Raw genomic sequence first — 20,897 nt, forward strand, 5'->3', positions numbered from 1 at the left:
GGTTTTTTCGCCTGACGCATAAACTTTGAATCCTTCTCAATCAAAAAAGAAAGACACACTAAAGATAGTGCGTCTTTCTTTTTTAACCTTTGTCCCTCTGAACCTTTGTAACTTTGAACCTTCTTCTTAAAACTTCTGCAACGTTTCAATCACATAAGTATGCATTACTTCCTTATAATCTAAATGCGTTACAAGTCTAAGCTTATTATGTCCCATAGAACTTATCAGGATATTTTTTTGTTTTAATTTTTCAATCAAAAGCTGATCACTGTAGCCTTCTGCAAGTGAAAAGATTAAAATATTAGTCTCGACAGGTTCTATTGCTGAAACCCACGGTTTTGTACTTAAAACTGCTGCAATTTCTTTTGCACGTCTATGATCTTCGGCTAATCTTTCTATATTATTTGCTAAAGCATACAATCCGGCTGCAGCCAAATAACCAACCTGACGCATTCCCCCACCAAGTATCTTTCTGATTCTCAACGCTCTATGAATATCAGCTTTTGTACCTAATAAAACAGAACCTATTGGAGCGCCCAATCCTTTTGATAAACAAACCGAAATTGTATCGAAAATAGCTCCAAACTCTTTAGGATTTTGCCTTTTTGCCACTAATGCATTCCAAATTCTGGCTCCATCAAGATGGAATTTCAAATTATTCGCATCGCAAACTTTTTTTATTTCTCTTAAATCATCTAATTCATAACACGCACCACCACCTTTGTTAGTAGTGTTTTCTACACAAACCAAACTCGTTAACGGACTATGATAAAACTCCGGATCATTAATTGCGGCGGCAACCTGACTTGCAGTTATCATACCTCGGTCTCCGTCTAATAAACAGCAGGAAACACCGCTATTAAAAGAAACTCCTCCTCCTTCATAATTATAAACATGCGCATATTTATCAGCAATTAATTGCTCTCCGGGCTGCGTGTGTAATTTAATCGCTGTTTGGTTAGCCATAGTTCCTGATGGAAAAAAAAGTCCTGCTTCCATACCAAAAAACTCAGCCACTCTGGTCTCTAATTCGATAACCGTAGGATCCTGCCTGTATACATCATCGCCAACATGTGCATTAAACATATACTGCAACATTTCGTATGTAGGTTTGGTAATAGTATCGCTAATTAAATTTATTTCCATATTCTAAAAACTATATCTTATTTTTGTGCAGCAAAATTACGTATTACTGTTTGTTAATTTTTGCAAGTTTCATTAAATTTTAACTTGTGAATTACAATACAACCAAATTAACGTAATATTTATAAAAATCATATAAAAAACTATTATTAATTTATGACAACTACCGAACAAATAAAAGGTATTGTGGAGCGCCTTGGTGCGTTGAGGAGGTATCTTTGACGTTGATGCCAAGCTAATCGAAATTGCCAACGAAGAAGAAAAAACCTTTGCTCCAGACTTTTGGAACAATGCAAAAGAAGCCGAAGTCATTGTAAAAAACCTCCGAAACAAGAAAAAATGGATCGAAGATTATAATAAAGCAATCGAACTTACGGATGAATTACAGCTTGCCTACGATTTTTATAAAGAAGGGGAACTTTCTGCAGAAGAATTAGACGGGCATTATAATACAACGCAAACTCATATTGAAAATATTGAGTTCAAAAACATGCTTTCTGACGAAGGAGACAGCTTAAGTGCCGTAGTACAAATTACTGCAGGAGCCGGCGGAACCGAGAGTTGTGATTGGGCAGGAATGTTAATGCGTATGTATATGATGTGGGGAGAAAGTTATGGCTACAAAATAAAAGAACTAAACTTTCAGGCCGGTGAGGTTGCAGGAATCAAAACTGTTACCCTGGAGTTTGAAGGTGATTATTCTTTTGGGTATCTAAAAGGAGAAAACGGTGTACATCGCTTAGTTAGAATCTCTCCTTTTGATAGTAATGCAAAACGCCATACTTCATTCGCATCTGTTTATGTTTATCCGCTTGTTGATGACAGTATCGAAATTGACATCAATCCTGCAGATATCGAAATTACCACTTCTCGTTCAAGTGGAGCCGGAGGACAAAATGTGAATAAGGTTGAGACAAAAGTACAATTAGTACACAAGCCAACCGGAATCCAGATCCAGTGTTCTGAAACGCGATCTCAACAAGACAACAGGCAACGTGCCATGCAAATGTTACGTTCGCAATTGTATGAAATCGAGCTGAAAAAACAGCAGGCACAACGCGCAGACATTGAAGCCGGAAAAATGAAAATCGAATGGGGATCGCAAATACGTAATTACGTAATGCAGCCTTATAAATTAGTAAAAGACGTTCGTACTGGTTATGAAACCAGCGATGTCGATGGCGTTATGAACGGGAATATTGATCCTTTCCTAAAAGCATTTTTAATGATGATGGGACAAAAAGAGGAAGAATAAATGAATAAATATATCAAAGGTTGTTTAGTTTTAATAGGTGTTATTATTACTATAATAGCAATAATAGCAGGTCTGTTTTTTTGGTCATCAAATAGTCGAAGAAAACAAGCTGAAATTGATGGAATTAAATTCTCTAAAGAATGCGATTTAGCCAAGTTTATTACTGAACAACCTGAGATTCAATTCGCAAATTTCAAAAAAAACGAAATCAATACCCTAAAGTTTCAGATCCTCAGAAAAGGGAAATTCATTCATGATACATTGATTAAAAATGGATTCGACAAGAAAACCAATTCCAGCGAATACAAATCTATTACTATTCCGTACAAAGAATTTTTAAAAACCGATACAATTGTAGTAATCACACAAAACAAACTACATTATTACATTTCAGGTTATCATCATTATGCTTACCTGCATTATGGCATGAATGGTTATTTGGGAAGCCATGAATGTAGATTTTCTGATTATACTACAATTAATAATGAAGTTTTTGCAAGACCTATTCTATTCAGGAAATATGGCTGGATTAATCCTGAAATATCCAAACATATTCATAAAATTAGCGTATCTGATAGTGTAGCCTATTATAGTTTTGCCAAAAAATGCAAAATAAAAATACAAGATGCCGAGCGTATCCTGAAAGAAAAAAGAAAAAATCAGGTTTTTAGATCTACCACAACTGACGGAATTGAAGTTGGTCCAAAAAATAGTTATTACATATATGGAGAAGAAACTGAATCCGGAACACTTCCTAATAATGTAGTTCCAAGAAATCTTCAAGAGTATGTAGTTAAAATAAATTGCGAAACAGGAGAATATAAGCGCTACAAAAATTATCCTTTTGACGACTAATTGTTTACTTTTAATAGTAATTGTAATTAAACTTATTGCTTTTTCCTTATCAGAAAGAATAGTAACTTTACAAAACAAGCTAATTTCAATCTTTTTTAAATTAAAAATACAGTTATGATAAAGTGGGCAGATATAATTCGATATACAAATAAAGGAAATCCGGTACCAGATAAAAGAGTCGACAAAACACCAGAAGAATGGAAACAACTTCTAACGCCGGAAGAATTTCAGGTAACACGCTTAAAAGGGACTGAAAGATCGTTTAGTTCTGAGCTTTGCAGTTTATTCGATCCCGGAATTTATGAATGTAAATGCTGCGGCACTTTACTTTTTGATGCCAGCGAGAAATTTGAATCAGGAACAGGCTGGCCTTCTTTTACGCAACCTTTAAAAGAAAATGCCATTGCTTACCACGCTGACAAATCATACGGAATGATTCGCGTTGAAGTTGTCTGTAATACTTGTGATGCTCATTTAGGACACGTTTTTCCTGATGGTCCTGAACCAAGTGGTTTACGCTACTGCATTAATGCAATTTCTCTTTCTAAAATAAAAGAATAAATATTAAAAGCGATTCAATTAATAGGAATCGCTTTTTTTTATCTCTAAACTTTAAACAATTACAAAAACAAAGCAAGTAAGATTTAACGCACTAATTAAAACATTTTTTAAAGTTAAAATACAAATTGAATTAAAAAATAAAAATACCCTCTTACATTTTTAATTATTTGAGCTGAAGAATTAGCAAAAAAATAAAAAAGAAATAATTCAAAAAATATGACCTTGATAAACCTACAAAATTCAACACTATAATTACAATCAATTACATGACCTTATATTATTATATACTTCTTTAAAATTATTTGATTTATAATAAGATACACATAAAACAATCTACTTGTAATTATCAATATAAAAGGAAATAGAAAGGCATTCAAAAACTTACAAATACGTAATTAAAAAATTAACAGAGGCCGAAGCAATCTCAAAACAAGCAAAAAATTAATAGATTTAATGTTAAAATTGTAATATTTAAACTATTATTTAAAAAAATATTTAAAAAACTTCAAAATAACATTAGGTAATTTAAATCTAATTGAGTTTATTTGGTGCGAAATAACCCCTAAATCATTAAATTCATTTCAATGAAATCCTATTCAATTCAAGAAATTAATGAAGTTATCAATGGCGTAATTTACGGCACAACTTCGCAATGCATAACAGCAACAGAACAATTAGAAAAAGCGTCAATTTCTGAAATTTCATTTATAGGAAATAAAAAATATGAAAAATTCTGGGAAGGTTCAAAAGCTTCAGTTGCAGTTGTTAACGAAGATATTTCAATTGAACCTGGAGACAATCGTGCTTTTATAAAAGTGAAAAATGCCGATTTGGCAATGTCACAAATTTTAGCTCTTTTTGCTCCTCCTCCTCCAATATTCAGAAATAACATTCATAAATCAGCAAATGTTGACGAAACAGCTGTTATTGGTGAAGGTGCAAGAATTGGTGCAGGTTGTTATATAGGTCCAAAAGTTGAAATTGGTGCAAATGTTACTATTTATCCAAATGTTACTATTTTAGATGAATGTACTATTGGCAAAAATACTATCATTTGGTCAGGAGCTGTAGTTCGAGAACGTTGTCATATAGGTAACGACTGTATCATTCATCCAAACGCCACTATTGGTGCTGATGGTTTTGGTTTTCGTCCTTGCAGCGAAAAAGGTTTAGTAAAAATTCCACAAATTGGAAATGTAATCATTGGAAACGGAGTTGAAATTGGTGCTAATACATGCGTTGACCGCGGAAAATTCAGCTCAACTGTTCTTGGTGACGGATGTAAAATTGATAATTTAGTTCAGATAGGACATAATAGTAAATTAGGTAAATTTTGTATTATGGCCGGAAATAGCGGTTTAGCCGGTTCTGTAACATTAGGAAATGGCGTTATTATTGGCGGAAGTGCTTCTATAAAAGACCATACGACAATTGGCGATGGCGCTATCGTTGGTGCAGGTTCTGGTGTAGTTGGCGACATTCCTGCCGGAAAAACAATGCTGGGATATCCTGCAGTTGAAGCTCGTGACGCTTTGAAACAATGGGCAATTCTAAAACGAATGGTTTGCGATTCTAAAAAATAAAAGACAATGATATATATTATAAAAAAAACAGAAGCTAGCTAGCTTCTGTTTTTTTTTGTTTTATAACACTTCGCACTCAAAGCCAATGACTTCCATTAAAAAAATTACTTTTTCGATAATATTATCATTACATTCAAATCTCAGGATATTATCACAATCTTCCAGGTCAAAATTCCATTTTGAATGAGGAAAAAGCTGATTCAGTTTAGGCGGAATCTTTTTTACTTTTGATAGACTATCAATATTTGTTTTAAATACAAAATCATAGCAATTACTGGTTTTTAATTTTACTCAAAATTTTAGAATCAATATAAAAAGTTCCAAACGGAATAACACATGCCAAAAGTACTTTCCAGGTTGTGTCTTTAAATTTCCAGTTCTCTTCTACTCCAACACTCAACGTATTAAAAATAAAAAGCAGAAATAAAGCACCGTGAACCGTTCCAACTGGTCGTGTTAAAAAAGGCATTGCAAATAAATATTTCATTGGCATTGCTATAAAAAGTAAAATCAAGAGAGAAGTTCCTTCAAGAAATCCAATGATTCGTAATCGTCCGGTATTGGTTTGTAATAAGTTTTTCATAATTATCTAAAATAAGGTCGGTTTGCTAGAAATGAGAATGGCCACGGAATCGCTATAAAAATGAGTATTAAAGCAATAGAAAACCAAACTAACATGGTTTTAAATTTATCGCGATCACTTTCTTTTCTTTTTGCCAAAGCTGAACCAATTGTTATTAAAACAATCGAAACCAACATGGATAAAATGTGAATCAATCCAAAAAAAGCGGCATCAATATTTTGAATAGCTGTCGCAAAATTTGCCCAGAGGTACTTTACAATCGGACTTTGCACATAAATTAATATTCCAAAAATTAGTTGAATATGGGCAATAGTTGCGGTCCAGTGTCGTAATAAATTATCTTTTTTGGTAAATGCCAATTGCAAAGAATATCCGCGATAGGCTATAAAAATAGAGTACAATAAACTTCCCAAAACAAACCATCGTAGCATCGAATGGCAAAATAATAGCGTAGTATACATTGTTTAAAAAATTAAGACAATGCAAATATATTTAAAAAACATACTAGTTAGTATGTTTTTGATTTTAAAATTTACTTCAAATTATCCAGATAACTTCTAAGTTCTTTTAAATAAACAATATAGCAGAAATTATTATCCTGAACTTTTCCGAAATTTCGTATTCCCCAATATCCTGACATCATAAAAAAGGCAACTTGTTCTCCATTAACCTCTTTTTTGATCAAGCCAGATTTTTGCGCATTTGAAATCGCTTTTTCGATGGTTTGCTTCCATTTGTTAATCAATTCTAACAAAGCCTCACTAAACTGATTATTCCAAGGCGTCATTTCCTGAGTTAAATTTCCAACCGGACAGCCATATTTTACTTGTAAAAAAGGATCTTCAAGTAGTAAATACGAGATCATATTGTACAAATCATCAACAGGATTTAGCGAGTTTTCCATAGGTTTTATAAAAGTTTCCAACATTGTAGGCTTTAAGATTTCTTCAATAATAGCAACTCCCATTTCATCTTTGGTCTTAAAATGGTAATAAAATGCACCTTTTGTAACTTTTGTCGTCGCTATAATATCATCAATACTTGTTGTTTGATATCCTTTAGAATAAATTAATTCAAATGCTTTCTGAAGAATAGTGAGTCGTGTATTGGCAGCTTTAGACATAAAAAATACTAATTGGTATGAACAAACAAATTAAAGCAAAAAATATCATTTAATATCAAACTTGTCGTTAGTTCATCCTCCAATAAGAGTTGAAGTAAGAAATATATAAATTCATTATTTCTCATTAAACCTATATTATTTTTAAAAGATTATTAATTACTTTTTATGATATCTAAGAAAACATTTTATTATGTGGGTTTCAATTGATTTTGTAAATTAGCCAACACTATTTTATAAAAACCACAATATATCATGGATTTAAACTTCAATAAAAACGAAGATCACAATAAACTATTACTTTCTGACTTAAAACAAAGATTTGCCAAAGTAAAACTAGGCGGAGGCGAAAAAAGAATTGAAAAATTACATGCCGAAGGCAAAATGACAGCTCGCGAACGTATCGCTTATTTGCTGGATGAAGGCTCAAAAAGTATTGAGATTGGAGGATTTGTAGGAGACGGAATGTATGCTGAACATGGCGGATGCCCATCTGGTGGAGTTGTTATTAAAATAGGATACATAAGAGGTAAACAATGTATTGTTGTTGCCAATGATGCTACGGTAAAAGCCGGTGCTTGGTTCCCTATTACCGGCAAAAAAAATCTTCGCGCTCAGGAAATTGCAATGGAAAACAGATTGCCAATTATTTATCTGGTTGATAGTGCAGGTGTTTACTTGCCACTTCAGGACGAAATTTTTCCGGATAAAGAACACTTTGGCCGAATCTTTAGAAACAATGCACAAATGAGTAGTATGGGTATTACCCAAATTGCGGCCGTTATGGGTAGTTGTGTTGCCGGTGGCGCTTATTTACCTATTATGAGCGACGAAGCTTTAATTGTTGATAAAACAGGAAGCATTTTTCTGGCAGGAAGTTATCTGGTAAAAGCAGCAATTGGGGAAACAATTGATAATGAAACCCTTGGCGGTGCTACAACACATTGTGAAATTTCAGGTGTAACAGATTATAAGGCTAAAGATGATAAAGATGCTTTAGATAAAATAAAAAATATTGTAGACAAAATAGGTGATTATGATAAAGCGGGCTACAGCCGAATCAAATCTGAAAAACCTGCCTTAGAACCCAAAGACATTTACGGGATTTTACCAAAAGCGAGAAACGAACAATATGATATGATGGAAATCATCAATCGTTTGGTTGATAATTCTGAGTTTGAAGCTTATAAAGATGGTTACGGTCAAACTATTATTACCGGTTATGCCAGAATCGATGGCTGGGCCGTAGGAATTGTAGCCAACCAAAGAAAAGTGGTTAAAACCAAAAAAGGCGAAATGCAGTTTGGCGGTGTTATTTACTCTGATAGTGCTGATAAAGCAACCCGATTTATTGCCAATTGCAACCAGAAAAAAATTCCATTAGTCTTTGTACAGGACGTTACCGGTTTCATGGTTGGATCAAAATCTGAACATGGCGGAATCATAAAAGACGGTGCCAAAATGGTGAATGCTGTCAGCAACTCAGTTGTTCCTAAATTCACCGTAATTGTTGGAAACTCTTATGGAGCAGGAAACTATGCCATGTGTGGAAAAGCCTATGATCCAAGATTAATTTTTGCCTGGCCTAGCGCAGAACTTGCTGTTATGGGTGGAACTCAGGCCGCAAAAGTTTTAGCACAGATCGAAGCTTCTTCGCTTAAGGCAAAAGGAGAAATTGTAGATGAAGCAAAAGAAGCTGAATTGTTCAATAAAATAAAAGCCCGATATGATGAACAGACTTCACCTTATTATGCTGCTTCAAGATTATGGACAGATGCTATTATTGATCCTCTGGACACTCGTACCTGGATTTCTATGGGGATCGAAGCTGCCAATCATGCTCCCATTCAAAAAGCTTTTAATTTAGGTGTAATACAGGTTTAAGATTTAAAAACTTTTAAAATACGTTAAATAAATATAAAAAACTTATATTCAGGCACTTAAAACTAAATTTATCATTAAAATTTACTAACTTTATATGTAATTTTTAATCACGTAGTATCATGGAAAATGTAAAAAGCTTAAATAAATGGGCAAATTCGCACACTTATTTACCTGTAGATTTAGTACGTATTGTTTTAGGTGTTTTTTTATTTATGAAGGGAGTTTCATTTGTTACAAACGTTCAGTATTTACATGATTTAATCTCTCCAATTGATCAATTTGGCGGCGGAATGTTTCTTTTGCATTACATCGCACCAGCGCATATGATTGGAGGAATTATGATTGTTTTCGGATTACTTACTCGTTGGGCAATTGCTGCTCAATTACCCATACTATTTGGGGCAATTCTCATCAACTTTATGGGACATATGCATTCTGAAAGTTTAATTTTGGCAATAGTAATTCTATTGGTTTGCGTATTCTTTTTATTTTATGGAAGTGGAAAACATTCAGCTGATTATTATTTCAAAATGCAACAATAATACACTTCTTTATCCTCAATAAATCTTACCTGAATATTGAGGATAAAGAATACCAGTCTTTTAAAAGTTAATTAATTCTTTAAAATTTCTTTAATTGTATTTTATGAACTAAATTCGCCACCATGAATTGGATTCGTAAAACTGTTATTTTTGTATCACTTTTGATAATTGCTTTTTTTGCTGTTCAGGCAAACGATTCTGTTATTCAAGTAACTGATACTCAAAAAACAGATACTAATTTCTCTATCGATCATGCCGATTCATTAGCTTTTATTCAACCACAAGCAAGTTATCAATTTGCAGCCAATATAAAAACCAACCCATCTATATTAATTAAATGGTTTGATTCTTTATTAATGGTTTTACCTCAACATAAAGCTGTAAAATCAACTTCAAATTTTGCAAATCAATTTGCAGCACAGAGCAAAAAAGTCCTTTTGATGCTCTACCCCTTTCATTTTTTTTGGTAGACAATTTATGAATGTTTAATGAGGAAAATACTTTTTTCCTAAACAAGACGATCCGTTTTCTACACTGGAAATGACGTCACATTTCATAATTTATCAAATTTTAAAAAACACAATGGAAACAAGTGTAACCATAATTGGTATTGTGATCACAATCATAGTAGCAATTCCAATCTATTTTTCAGCAAGAACGAGCGCTGCAAACAAATCAAAAATTTTAAACATAAAAAAGAAATTCAGTCCAACACATCCGGAGGATTTTGATTTAACTGAATCTCAAAGCAATAAAACGCTTACGATAGATCAAAAAAACCGAAGATTTATTTTGATGAATTTCAATCCAAATCAACAAGAATCTACTTATCTAGATTTAAAAAGTGTCACATCTTGCAAATTAGTTCCAATAACAGAGGGAACTTCAGACACAATTGTGAAAATTGATTTTGAATTTCAGGAGAAAGAAACTTCTAAAAAAATTATAATTCCATTCTATGATTTTGATGATGACCGCATTAAACAAATAAGTGTCTATCAAGATCATCAGTTTGCTAAAAAATGGCTTAAAATCATCCAAGATTCTATTTCACGTTAGTTATTTAATTCAGAAAAGAGGCTCCTAGTGAGTCTCTTTTTTTTTGGTCAATACATGATATTTGTCATTTTATATGCAGTTAGTAAATTCTAATTTTGAAATAAACAAAATCCGACTTTATGAAAATCTCACTGACTCAAAAGTACAATGTCCCAGGTCCCAGATACACGAGTTATCCAACAGTTCCTTATTGGAACGAGACCGATTTCACAAATCAAAAATGGATAAAGTCTTTTCAGAAAGCATTTTCAGAAAGCAATTCTCAAAACGGAATTAGTTTATATATTCATTTACCATTTTGCGAAAGCATGTGTACTTTTTGCGGATGCAACAAACGAATAACAAAAAATCATTCAGTTGAAGAAACCTACATAACAGCTCTTCTTAAAGAATGGAATCTTTATTGCAATTTATTATCTGAAAAACCAATAATAAAAGAGATACATTTAGGCGGAGGAACTCCTACTTTTTTCTCTGTAAACAATTTGGAAATGCTCATAAATGGCATCCTTTCTAAAGCGGATAAAGCTGCTAATTATGAATTTAGTTTTGAAGGTCATCCTAATAACACCACATACGAACAGCTTAAAAAACTTTATGATTTGGGCTTTCGCCGAGTAAGCTTTGGAGTTCAGGATTATGCAGAAAAAGTTCAAAAAGCTATTCACAGGATCCAACCATTCCATAATGTTGCAAAAGTAACTTTTTGGGCAAAAGAAATTGGATATACCTCTATTGGCCATGATATTATATTTGGCTTGCCTTTTCAAACAATTGAAAACGTAATTGATACCGTCGAAAAAACTAATTCTTTAAAACCGGATCGTCTGGCGTTTTACAGTTATGCACATGTACCATGGATAAAAGGAAACGGCCAACGCGGCTTTCATGAAGAAAACCTTCCTAAAGACGCCGAAAAACGAAAACTATATGAAACCGGAAAACAAATGCTTTCTAAAAATGGTTATCAGGAAATAGGAATGGATCATTTTGCATTAGTATCTGACAGTTTATATAAAGCAACAGCGAACAAAGAATTACATCGAAATTTCATGGGATATAGTGCCTCAAAAACTCAGCTGATGATTGGTTTGGGCGTTTCTTCTATTAGCGATAGCTGGTATAGCTTTGCTCAAAACACAAAAAGTATCGAAGAATATTATCAATTGTTAGAAGAAGACAAATTACCTGTCGTAAAAGGTCATATTCTTACCGTTGAGGATTTAATTATTAGAAAACACATATTAAACTTAACATGTGAATTTGAAACTTCCTGGAATAATGAATTATATTTTGAAGAAATTACAGACGTCTTAGAAAATTTAAAAGAAATAGAAAAAGACAAATTGATTGTGATTGAAGAAAACAAAATCAAAATTACCGATGCCGGAAGACCTTTTGTTCGAAATATTTGTATGGCTTTTGATTTACATCTAAAAAGAAAATCACCAGAAACCAACTTATTCTCGATGACCGTTTAATGACAATTTGGAGTTTCTTGTACAAACAAACTCATGTTTGATGGAGAAATATAAGGAATTCCTAAACCAAGTCCTCTAAGGATAAATAATACACCAATCACTACAGCAACATACGGAATTGCCTTTTGGATTTTATTTCTGAAAGGTAATTTTATTAATGAATGTATGTAAACAACGATTGTCATTAATGGCACAGTTCCTAATCCGAAAAGCATCATGTATAAAATTCCATATCCTGCACTTTGCATGGCAATTGCACCAAATAAAGCGACATAAACCATTCCGCAAGGCAAAAAACCATTCAATAATCCTATTGTAAAAAGTGATTTGTAGGTTTTCTTTTTAAACTGACTTCCTAAACTTGATTTTACTTTTGAAATAATTTTATAAACCGGCTTAGAAAAATTGTATTTAGAAAAAACTTGTTCAGGTATTAAAACTACAATAATCATTGCTACACCAATAAAAATAGACATTTTTTGTTGTAATCCAGCCAGAAAAAAACCTCTTCCCAATAATCCAAAAATGAGTCCTATAGTTGCATATGCAGTCAATCTTCCTAAATGATAGGTAATAATCTGGCTAACTTTCTTAGCTTCATTTTGATGATCTACAGGTAACATCATAGCAATTGGACCACACATTCCAATACAGTGTAAACTACTAATCAAACCTAATATAAAAGCGGAGTATAACATCATGTTTTTTTATTTTTGCCACAGATTAAATTAAATGATTTAAAAAAATGGCTTTAAAAAATCCCTATAATCTGTGGCATAAAAATATTTTTGACGCAGAATTTAATTTACGTAAATAACCTCTTTTGAAAGATATTTTGTTCCTTTATATTCCCATTCCATATTAACATCCCAACGCCCTTTAATCAGTTTCTTTTGTGGAATAAGTAAAGATGAATTCGTTAAAGTAATTTGCGTATCAAAATCAAATTTCTTGTTTGAAGGTCGGTATAATGATACATTTCCTTTTATTTTATCATTTTCAAAAGTTGCAGGAAAAGCTATTTTTACACCATTTTGAGTATAAATTATTGAAGGTCCTTGCTTTAAATCATGAGCGTTCTGAATTCGGACCATTTCATCCTGAAAATGCGAATCATGTTTATAGTATTCTTCAACAACTAAGTCATTGTCGTATTTACTATTTGATTGTACTTGAAAAACAAAATATAAAATAAAAGTCATAAACAATGCAAATGCAATGACAATTCCGGTTCCCCAATTTATTTTCATAATATTCTATTTTTTAATTAAAACTTCGCGGCCCTAAAAAATTAGTTGTGGTAGTTTCCAGCAATTCTTTACCATTATAAACTCCAATTTCAACTTTTGTTTTATCACTTTCAAGAAGGGCCTGATCTATTTCTATAAATAACGTTCCTTGTGAAATTCCTTCTTTTAAAACTTTAAAATGTTGTTTTCCAACATTTCTAATATTCCCTTTTTGATCAATTAATTCAAAATGAATATCATGATAATCTTTTATTGTTTTGTTGACAATCTTATACGTATAAACATTACTGATCATATCTCCTTTATGCTGAAACAACTGTCCGGGTAAACGTAAAACGACAGCCTGAACTTCGGTTCGCAAAAACAACATTCCAACAAAAACACTTAACAAAATGAACAGAACAGCTGTATAGCCTTTCATTCTGGCTGTAAATTTAAAAGGTGCTTTCTTTACGATTTCATCTTCAGATGCATATCGAATAAGACCTTTAGATAAACCTACACTTTCCATAATGGTATCGCATTCATCAATACAGGCGGTACAATTGGTACATTCTAACTGCGTTCCGTTTCTAATATCAATTCCCATTGGACAAACATGAACACATTGATGACAATCAATACAATCTCCTTTTCCAGTTGTTGCTCTTTGTTCTTTTTTATTAAATTTTGCACGACCTGCTTCTTTTTCCCCGCGAACAAAATCATAGGCTACATTGATAGATTTATCATCTAAAAGCACGCCTTGTAACCTTCCATAAGGACAAGCAATGATACAAACCTGTTCACGAAACCAAACAAAAACAAAATAAAAAACTCCGGTAAAAATTAATAAGGCAATAAAATTACTTGATTGCTGAATTGGTCCTTGTTCCACAATTAAAAACAATTGATCACTTCCTACCAGATAAGCCAGAAAGACATTTGCAATACCAAATGAAATCAGGAAAAAGATGGTCCACTTGATCAGCCTCTTTCTTATTTTTTCTGTATTCCATTCCTGTCTTGCTAATCTTGACTGCGCTCCACGATCTCCATCAATCCAATATTCTATACGACGAAAAACCATTTCTAAAAAGATCGTCTGTGGGCAAATCCATCCGCAAAAAATCCTGCCAAATACAACGGTAAATAAAATTATAAAAACAATGCCCACGAGCATTGAGATTACAAAAAGATAGAAATCCTGTGGCCAAAATGGAAATCCGAAAATATTAAAACGGCGTTCCATAACATTAAATAGCATGAATTGATTTCCGTTTACCTTTATAAATGGATTTGCAATTAAAATAGCCAATAATATATAGCTAACTATTTTTCGATATTCATAGAACTTACCAGACGGTTTTTTAGGAAAAATAAATTTTCTGTTACCTCCTTCATCAATAGTTCCAATGGTATCTCTAAAAGCTTCGTCTGGTAAATTTGACATGTTTTTTTTGTAATTATTTTTTAACTTCAGTACTATCTGCTGATGTACTTGCTGTGGCATCTTTTGTTGGAACACTTTCATCTACCCAAATTTCTCCTTCTGGTTCTTTTGGATCTTTTGGATTACTTCCTTGTAAGGATAGAATATAACTTGCTACTTTTTGAATTTCCTTAGGTTTTAAAGTTCCTTTCCAGGCAATCATTCCTTTTCCGTCTCTACCTCCATTTGTGATGGTATGGAAAAGATTTTTGATTCCTCCACCCAAAATCCAGCGGTTATCAGTAAGATTAGGACCAATTTGCCCGCCGGCATCAGCGCGGTGACAAGCCGCACAATTGGTTGTGAATATTTCTTTACCAGCAGCTAAGTTTTCAGGATCATTTAATAAAACAACCGTTTTTTCATCCATCAGATCAGGTGCTGTTTTAAGGTATTCATCGACATCAATTTTTGCCTGGGCCATTTCTTTTTTAAGCTCCATTTCCTGATCATCTCCACCAAAAACTTCATAACGTGCAAAATAAATCACTCCAAACACAATACAGATATAGAATAAATACACCCACCATGGCGGTAAATTATTATCCAGCTCCTTGATTCCGTCATAATCGTGATCCATTAACAAGTCGCCTTCTCTTTCTATAGGTTCTGTTTTTGTCAGCTTGTGCATTAAATCCTTATACCAGGTACTTTCTGTTAAACTCAAACTATTTTCATATTCGAGTTTTGCTTTTTCTTCCGGTGACATCAATTGGTACATAATGCGATTAACGGCACTTAATGTAATTTCGATGGCAATCAAAATAAACAGAAAAACAAACAAGAATACTGACACCATTGGGTACTTTATAAAAGCAGCTCTGTCACCTGAATCTATAAAATATTCCATTAAACCAAATACGATGAAGAAAATCAGCGGTACTCTTACATATACTGGGAAAAACTTTTTCATTTTAATTATCTTTTGAAATTATACTATGCCCTTCATCTAAAGGTATTTCACTCATTTCCTTAATCTTTTCTTTTCTATATGTAAATACCCAAAAACCTAATCCTACAAAAAAGAAAAAGAATATTAAGAGAGAAAGTATCGGGTATACTTCAATACCCGAAATAGTCTCCATATTGTGTTTTATCTGTTCAAACATAATGTTGTTATTTAGAAGTCTCTTTTACTTTAATATCAGTTCCAAGTCTTTGTATATAAGCGATCAAAGCAACAATCTCTCTTTCGTTCATTGGGGTAAATTTTTCACCTTTGGCAACTGCTTTTTTCTTGCTTTCCTCATAACTTTTCACAAAATCAGGATCGTTTTCTAAATTCTTTTCGATTGCGATAGCCTGAGCTCTTAACGCTTTTTGAGCATTTGCCACTTCAGCTTCTGTATAAGGAACTCCAAGAGTAACCATGGCTTGCATTTTCTTTTGAGTCAATGAGATATCCATTGGTTCATTATCAAACAACCATTTATATCCCGGCATAATCGAACCTGCAGAAATACTTTGCGGATTCCAGAAGTGGTTAAAATGCCAATTGTCATTATACTTCCCGCCTACTCTTAATAAATCCGGTCCAGTACGTTTTGATCCCCATAGAAACGGGTGATCATAAACAAACTCACCTGCTTTTGCTTGTGGTCCGTAACGTTCTACCTCACTTCTAAAAGGACGAACGGATTGCGAGTGACAACCAACACAACCTTCTCTAATATATAAATCACGTCCTTCAAGTTCTAAAGGTGTATATGGTTTTACACTGGAGATTGTTGGAATATTTGATTTAACCATAATAGTTGGCACAATTTGAATAACCCCACCAATTAAAATAGCTATTGTGGCTAAAATGGTCAGTTGAATTGGTCTTCTTTCTAACCAGGTATGAAATTTTTCTCCTTTTAATCTTCCGGTGCTTATTCTTTGTAAAGCTGGAGCTTGTGCTAACTCATCTTCAATAGTCTCACCCGCTCTAACAGTCATTATAATATTATAAACCAACGTAAACATCCCTATTAAATAGAAAGTACCTCCAATTGCTCTCATCCAGTATAATGGCATAATTGCAGTTACTGTTTCAAGAAAGTTACCATAAGTTAATGTACCATCCGGATTAAATTGTTTCCACATTGATGCTTGCTGAAAACCTGCTACATACATTGGTACAGTATATAAAATGATTCCTAACGTACCAATCCAGAAGTGGAAATTTGCTAACTTTTTAGAAAATAAAGCACTCTTTGTCATTCTTGGAATCAACCAGTAAATAATACCAAAAGACATAAATCCGTTCCAGGCTAAAGCTCCCACGTGAACGTGTGCAATAATCCAGTCTGTATAATGCGCAATAGCATTTACGTTTTTTAAAGAAAGCATTGGACCTTCAAAAGTCGCCATTCCATAACCTGTAATGGCTACCACAAAGAATTTTAAAACCGGTTCTTCACGAACTTTGTCCCAGGCTCCTCTTAAAGTAAGAAGTCCGTTAATCATACCTCCCCAAGATGGAGCAATAAGCATTACCGAAAATGCAACACCTAAATTTTGAGCCCAGTTTGGCAAAGCTGAATATAATAAATGGTGTGGTCCTGCCCAGATATAAATAAATATTAAAGACCAAAAGTGAATGATTGATAATCTATAAGAATAAACAGGACGGTTAGCAACCTTTGGAATAAAATAATACATTAATCCTAAAAATGGAGTTGTCAGGAAAAATGCAACTGCATTATGTCCGTACCACCATTGTACTAAAGCATCCTGAACACCTGCATAAACAGAGTAACTTTTTAAGGCAGATACCGGAATTTCAATATTATTAAAAATATGCAAAACAGCAACTGTAACAAATGTGGCTAAATAAAACCAAATCGCTACATATAAATGTCGTTCTCTACGGCGCAACATTGTTCCTATCATATTGATACCCATAACTACCCAAATAAGTGCAATAGCAATATCAATAGGCCATTCAAGCTCAGCATATTCTTTTGATGAAGTGTATCCTAAAGGCAATGTAATTGCTGCGGCAACAATAATAAGCTGCCAGCCCCAAAAATGTAAATTACTTAAGAAATCACTATACATTCTGGCTTTTAGCAATCGCTGGAGAGAATAATACATTCCCGCAAAAAAGGCATTACCAACAAAGGCAAAAATTACAGCATTCGTATGCAAAGGTCGTAATCGACCGTAGCTAAGCCACGAAATACCATCTGTGATGTTGGGGAAAAGGTACATAACCGCGAGGGTCAGACCTACTAACATACCTACTACTCCAAAGAGAATAGTGGCGTAAATGAACTTTTTTACAATTTTGTTGTCGTAATAAAACTGTTCCATTTCCATAATTATAGTTGTTTTTCTTCTGTTGTTGATTTATTATTGTGGGGAGTAATTTTTGTTTCATCATCAAAAAGCATTCTGACGGAGGGAGTATAATCATCATCGTACTGTCCGGATTTGACAGCAATAATGAAAGCAATAAAAAAACAAATTGCGACGAAAATACTTACTGAAATCAATAGATAAATGACACTCATACCTTAAATTTATGTTAACAAAATTAGAATGTTACAGGCTTTTAAAATATGATAATTATCATGATTGAGGATATTTATTAAATATATAAAAAAATTCCTTCAAAATTATTCATAATCATTATAAACTACTCTTACTGAAATAGTTAGACATTAAAGTAACGAAACTCACTATTGTGATGGTACTTAAAGGCATAATAATCGCTGCTACCAAGGGAAGCAGGTTACCAGTGACGGCAAATGAAAGTCCTATTATGTTATACAGGAGTGATAAAACAAAGCTCATTTTGATTATTAAAATTGATTTCTGAGATAATTTTAGAAAATAATCTAATCGTGAAAACTCTGAGGCATCTAAAATTGCGTCACATGCAGGAGAAAAAACGTTGACATTTTCTGAGATAGAAATTCCAACATTACTTTGCGCAAGAGCACCTGCATCGTTTAATCCATCACCTACCATCATTACATTTTTACCTTGCTCCTGCAAATATCTAATAAAATCAAGTTTTTGCTCAGGCTTTTGATTAAAAATCAATTCTGTTCCTTTTGGTAATATGGCTTCAAGATTTTCTCTTTCTCCGTCATTATCTCCGGAAAGTACTTTTATAGTATATCTATTACTAAGCGTTACAAACAACTTTTCGAGACCTTCTCTATATTGATTCTGAAAAATGAACTTACCTAAATATTCATTATCAATCTTAACATGGAGTGCAGTTCTCTCAATTTCAGATTGCTCTAAAACAGGATTATCCACAAACGCCGCTGATCCTATTTTAATAATCGTATTTTCAACTGATGCCTGAATCCCTTTTCCTGTTATCTCCTGAAAATCATCAATTTTTATTCTTTTGGATTCCTCTAAAAAATCATATAACATTCGGCTTAACGGATGATTGGATCCGCGCAATACATTCTTTATCAGAATATAGTTTTGATCAGAAATTATATCTCCTTCATAGGTAATATTCGATTTTTTATTGGTAGTAATGGTTCCGGTTTTATCAAAAACTATAGTGTCAACTTTTGCTAATTGTTCTATTACCAATGCATTTTTCAGATACATTTTTTGTTTACCCATTATTCTTAAAATATTTCCAAAAGTAAACGGAGCTGTAAGCGCCAGTGCGCATGGACAAGCGACTATCAGAACAGCTGTAAAAACATTAAATGCTGTATTAGCGTCTATAAATATCCAATATCCGAAACCTGCAAACGCAATCAGTAATAATATAGGAGTGAAATAACGACTTATGGCATCAGTAATTGTTTTATGTTTTTGAAGTACTTTTTTCTGAAAGATCTCATTACTCCACAATTGTGTCAGATAGCTTTGTGAAACCGAGTGCAGTACTTCCATTTCAATAACTTTACCTATTTGCTTTCCGCCTGCAAAAACTTTATCTCCTGATTTCTTAGTAATAGGAACTGCTTCGCCAGTTACAAAACTATAATCAATTTCAGCTTTTTCACTTATCAAAATACCATCTACAGGAATCAGCTCCTGATTTCGAATCAATAATCTGTTTCCTTTTAAAACATCATAAATAGGAACACTTTCTTCTGATGTGTCTGAATTTATTCTGGTAACAGCAATTGGAAAATAGGATTTAAAATCTCTCTCAAAACTTAAAAAGCTATACGTTTTAATTTGGAACATTTTTCCGAGCAGCATAAAGAAAACTAAACCTGTTAAACTGTCAAAAAATCCTGATCCATAATTCATTACAATATCAAAAGTACTGCGAACAAACATTACGATTATTCCTAAAGCAATTGGTATATCAATATTAAGCATCTTTGATTTGATACTTTTATAAGCAGAAACATAGTAACCGCTTGCTGAATATAAAAAGCTTGGCAGTGCTAAAACAAGAATTAAAATCCTAAAAAATGGCTTGTAATTATCCAACCAGAATTCTTTGATTTCGAAATATTCAGGAAAAGATAACAGCATAATATTTCCAAAACAAAAAAATGCAACTCCTAACTTATAAGTCAAAGTTCTGTCTACGTTTGTTTTACCAGTTTCATAGTTTTCTAAACTAATATAAGGTTCATAACCTATTGAGCTTAATAAGTATACAATAGTTTTTAATGAAACAAGATCTGAGTTAAAGGTAATCCTAACTCGCTTTTCCGGAAAATTAACCTGGGAAATGCTTATTCCGGATTGAATTCTATTTAGATTTTCAAGGATCCAAATACAAGAGCTACAATGAATATGAGGAATATTCAATGAAACTATCGAAGTATTTTCTTCCTGAAATTCTAACAATTTCGACAAGATTGCCTCATTATCCAGAAAGTCATATTTACCCTGAATATCTTGCGGAGTAGCACCTGGCGATTTTTCAAAATCATAGTAGCACGTTAAATCATGAAGACTAAAAATTTCGTAAACGGTTTTACATCCGGTACAACAAAACTTTTTTTCATCAAAATTGATTTCTTCATTTTTATCAATGGTTAACCCACAATGAAAACAATTCTGCTCATTCATAAATTTGTTTTTTTGATACCGCAAATGTTAAAAAAACGAGAGATTATAAAAATGATATTTATCATATTATAATGAAATCGGATTCTAAATTTAGTCAAATAAAAATCGGC

At 32.9% G+C, this 20,897-nt stretch carries 21 protein-coding genes; 9 read left to right on the forward strand and 12 right to left on the reverse strand.

All coding sequences use genetic code 11. The features are described from left to right. Positions 1–126: 126 nt before the first annotated feature. Positions 127–1,146, reverse strand: coding sequence for a low specificity L-threonine aldolase (locus BXU01_RS02795; protein ID WP_056250826.1), 1,020 nt, complete (start codon positions 1,144–1,146; stop codon positions 127–129). 153 nt (positions 1,147–1,299) lie between these two features. Here BXU01_RS02795 and prfB point away from each other — a divergent pair. From prfB to lpxD, 4 genes are all read left to right on the forward strand, one after another. Beyond that, a protein-coding gene (prfB, locus tag BXU01_RS02800) for a peptide chain release factor 2 (protein WP_123773919.1) occupies positions 1,300–2,398 on the forward strand; the annotation gives its coding sequence in 2 pieces (ribosomal slippage) (positions 1,300–1,362 and positions 1,364–2,398; 1,098 coding nt in all). Continuing rightward, entirely contained in the window at positions 2,399–3,253 is an 855-nt protein-coding gene (locus BXU01_RS02805; protein WP_083691598.1) for a hypothetical protein, read from the forward strand. Positions 3,254–3,367: 114 nt separating this feature from the next. Further along, the gene (msrB, locus tag BXU01_RS02810) at positions 3,368–3,814 is read left to right on the forward strand and encodes a peptide-methionine (R)-S-oxide reductase MsrB (protein WP_083691599.1); all 447 of its coding nucleotides are present in this window, start codon (positions 3,368–3,370) and stop codon (positions 3,812–3,814) included. 584 nt (positions 3,815–4,398) lie between these two features. After that, entirely contained in the window at positions 4,399–5,397 is a 999-nt protein-coding gene (gene lpxD / locus BXU01_RS02815) for a UDP-3-O-(3-hydroxymyristoyl)glucosamine N-acyltransferase (protein ID WP_083691600.1), read from the forward strand. Positions 5,398–5,668: 271 nt separating this feature from the next. Here the strand turns inward: lpxD and BXU01_RS02825 are convergent, their stop codons facing one another. The 3 genes from BXU01_RS02825 to BXU01_RS02835 all read right to left on the reverse strand — a co-directional run bounded on the left by BXU01_RS02825 (position 5,669) and on the right by BXU01_RS02835 (position 7,103). Further along, positions 5,669–5,980: a DUF3817 domain-containing protein gene (locus BXU01_RS02825; protein ID WP_083691601.1), complete on the reverse strand. Its 312-nt coding sequence runs from the start codon at positions 5,978–5,980 to the stop codon at positions 5,669–5,671. A gap of 2 nt (positions 5,981–5,982) precedes the next feature. After that, a complete protein-coding gene (locus BXU01_RS02830; protein ID WP_083691602.1) occupies positions 5,983–6,441 on the reverse strand; it encodes a hypothetical protein in 459 nt (152 codons plus the stop codon). A 71-nt stretch (positions 6,442–6,512) separates the two neighbouring features. Further along, positions 6,513–7,103: a TetR/AcrR family transcriptional regulator gene (locus BXU01_RS02835; RefSeq protein ID WP_083691603.1), complete on the reverse strand. Its 591-nt coding sequence runs from the start codon at positions 7,101–7,103 to the stop codon at positions 6,513–6,515. Positions 7,104–7,355: 252 nt separating this feature from the next. Here BXU01_RS02835 and BXU01_RS02840 point away from each other — a divergent pair, with 252 nt between their 5' ends. From BXU01_RS02840 to hemN, 5 genes are all read left to right on the forward strand, one after another. Next, positions 7,356–8,984 carry an acyl-CoA carboxylase subunit beta gene (locus tag BXU01_RS02840; RefSeq protein ID WP_083691604.1) on the forward strand — a complete coding sequence of 543 codons (1,629 nt, stop codon included), beginning with the start codon at positions 7,356–7,358 and terminating at the stop codon, positions 8,982–8,984. 119 nt (positions 8,985–9,103) lie between these two features. Continuing rightward, complete coding sequence (locus tag BXU01_RS02845) at positions 9,104–9,526, forward strand: DoxX family protein (RefSeq protein WP_055098113.1); 423 nt, start codon at positions 9,104–9,106, stop codon at positions 9,524–9,526. 122 nt (positions 9,527–9,648) lie between these two features. Then, positions 9,649–9,996, forward strand: coding sequence for a hypothetical protein (locus BXU01_RS02850; protein ID WP_083691605.1), 348 nt, complete (start codon positions 9,649–9,651; stop codon positions 9,994–9,996). Positions 9,997–10,108: 112 nt separating this feature from the next. After that, the gene (locus tag BXU01_RS02855) at positions 10,109–10,585 is read left to right on the forward strand and encodes a hypothetical protein (RefSeq protein ID WP_083691867.1); all 477 of its coding nucleotides are present in this window, start codon (positions 10,109–10,111) and stop codon (positions 10,583–10,585) included. Between the two features lie 119 nt (positions 10,586–10,704). After that, positions 10,705–12,066 carry an oxygen-independent coproporphyrinogen III oxidase gene (gene hemN / locus BXU01_RS02860; RefSeq protein ID WP_083691606.1) on the forward strand — a complete coding sequence of 454 codons (1,362 nt, stop codon included), beginning with the start codon at positions 10,705–10,707 and terminating at the stop codon, positions 12,064–12,066. Here the strand turns inward: hemN and BXU01_RS02865 are convergent. The 8 genes from BXU01_RS02865 to BXU01_RS02900 form a co-directional block, all read right to left on the reverse strand. Next, positions 12,063–12,764 carry a sulfite exporter TauE/SafE family protein gene (locus BXU01_RS02865; RefSeq protein WP_083691607.1) on the reverse strand — a complete coding sequence of 234 codons (702 nt, stop codon included), beginning with the start codon at positions 12,762–12,764 and terminating at the stop codon, positions 12,063–12,065. The genes hemN and BXU01_RS02865 overlap by 4 nt on opposite strands. Before the next feature lie 102 nt (positions 12,765–12,866). Beyond that, on the reverse strand, positions 12,867–13,316 hold the full coding sequence (locus BXU01_RS02870) for a FixH family protein (protein ID WP_083691608.1): 450 nt from the start codon (positions 13,314–13,316) through the stop codon (positions 12,867–12,869). A gap of 13 nt (positions 13,317–13,329) precedes the next feature. After that, complete coding sequence (gene ccoG / locus BXU01_RS02875; protein WP_083691868.1) at positions 13,330–14,748, reverse strand: cytochrome c oxidase accessory protein CcoG; 1,419 nt, start codon at positions 14,746–14,748, stop codon at positions 13,330–13,332. A 13-nt stretch (positions 14,749–14,761) separates the two neighbouring features. After that, positions 14,762–15,700, reverse strand: coding sequence for a cbb3-type cytochrome c oxidase N-terminal domain-containing protein (locus BXU01_RS02880; protein WP_083691609.1), 939 nt, complete (start codon positions 15,698–15,700; stop codon positions 14,762–14,764). A 1-nt stretch (position 15,701) separates the two neighbouring features. Next, positions 15,702–15,896: a cytochrome c oxidase subunit IV gene (locus tag BXU01_RS02885; RefSeq protein ID WP_055098120.1), complete on the reverse strand. Its 195-nt coding sequence runs from the start codon at positions 15,894–15,896 to the stop codon at positions 15,702–15,704. A 7-nt stretch (positions 15,897–15,903) separates the two neighbouring features. After that, the gene (gene ccoN, locus BXU01_RS02890) at positions 15,904–18,090 is read right to left on the reverse strand and encodes a cytochrome-c oxidase, cbb3-type subunit I (RefSeq protein WP_083691610.1); all 2,187 of its coding nucleotides are present in this window, start codon (positions 18,088–18,090) and stop codon (positions 15,904–15,906) included. A 2-nt stretch (positions 18,091–18,092) separates the two neighbouring features. After that, positions 18,093–18,284, reverse strand: coding sequence for a cbb3-type cytochrome oxidase assembly protein CcoS (ccoS, locus tag BXU01_RS02895; RefSeq protein WP_083691611.1), 192 nt, complete (start codon positions 18,282–18,284; stop codon positions 18,093–18,095). A 118-nt stretch (positions 18,285–18,402) separates the two neighbouring features. Continuing rightward, positions 18,403–20,787 carry a heavy metal translocating P-type ATPase metal-binding domain-containing protein gene (locus tag BXU01_RS02900; protein WP_083691612.1) on the reverse strand — a complete coding sequence of 795 codons (2,385 nt, stop codon included), beginning with the start codon at positions 20,785–20,787 and terminating at the stop codon, positions 18,403–18,405. Between the last annotated feature and the right edge of the window lie 110 nt (positions 20,788–20,897).

This window comes from [Flexibacter] sp. ATCC 35103 (assembly GCF_001975985.1).
In the GTDB taxonomy this organism is placed as follows: domain Bacteria; phylum Bacteroidota; class Bacteroidia; order Flavobacteriales; family Flavobacteriaceae; genus Flavobacterium.